The organism is Curtobacterium sp. MCBA15_013 (assembly GCF_001865095.1).
Taxonomy (GTDB): Bacteria; Actinomycetota; Actinomycetes; order Actinomycetales; family Microbacteriaceae; genus Curtobacterium.
Window position 1 is genome coordinate 12,448 of the sequence record NZ_MJGQ01000031.1, and the last position, 466, is coordinate 12,913.

Here is a 466-nt window from a genome sequence, read left to right on the forward strand (position 1 = left end):
CCACGATCGGCATCGCGCTCTTCGGCCTGACGTTCCAGTTCTGGTTCGCCGCGTCGACCGGTCCGATCACGGTGGTGACGTTCCTGATCGTGGGACTGTCGCTGATGGGCCTGACGTTCGGTCCGATGGGCGCCCTGCTGCCGGAGCTCTTCCCGACGAACGTGCGCTACACGGGTTCGGCGATCGCCTACAACGTCGCGTCGATCCTCGGCGCTTCGCTCGCTCCGACCATCGCGCTCGCGCTGTGGCAGCCGGACGGCAACATCTTCCTGGTCGGGCTCTACCTCACGATCGCCGCGGTCGTGACGCTCGTCGCCCTGTTCTTCATCCGTGAGACGAAGAGCGCCGCGCTCGACGCGGCGGACACCGCCGGTGAACCGGACGCAGCACCGGTGGACGCGCGCGCCTGACGCGACCACCTGCGCAGACGGGAGGCGCGGTGCCGGCTGGCACCGCGCCTCCCGTC

At 69.5% G+C, this 466-nt stretch carries 1 protein-coding gene; it reads left to right on the plus strand.

Annotation, left to right across the window (positions count from 1 at the left end; all coding sequences use genetic code 11):
• A partial coding sequence (locus BIV01_RS20250; protein ID WP_254791832.1) for an MFS transporter occupies nucleotides 1-410 on the plus strand: 410 nt, incomplete at its 5' end.
• Between the last annotated feature and the right edge of the window lie 56 nt (nucleotides 411-466).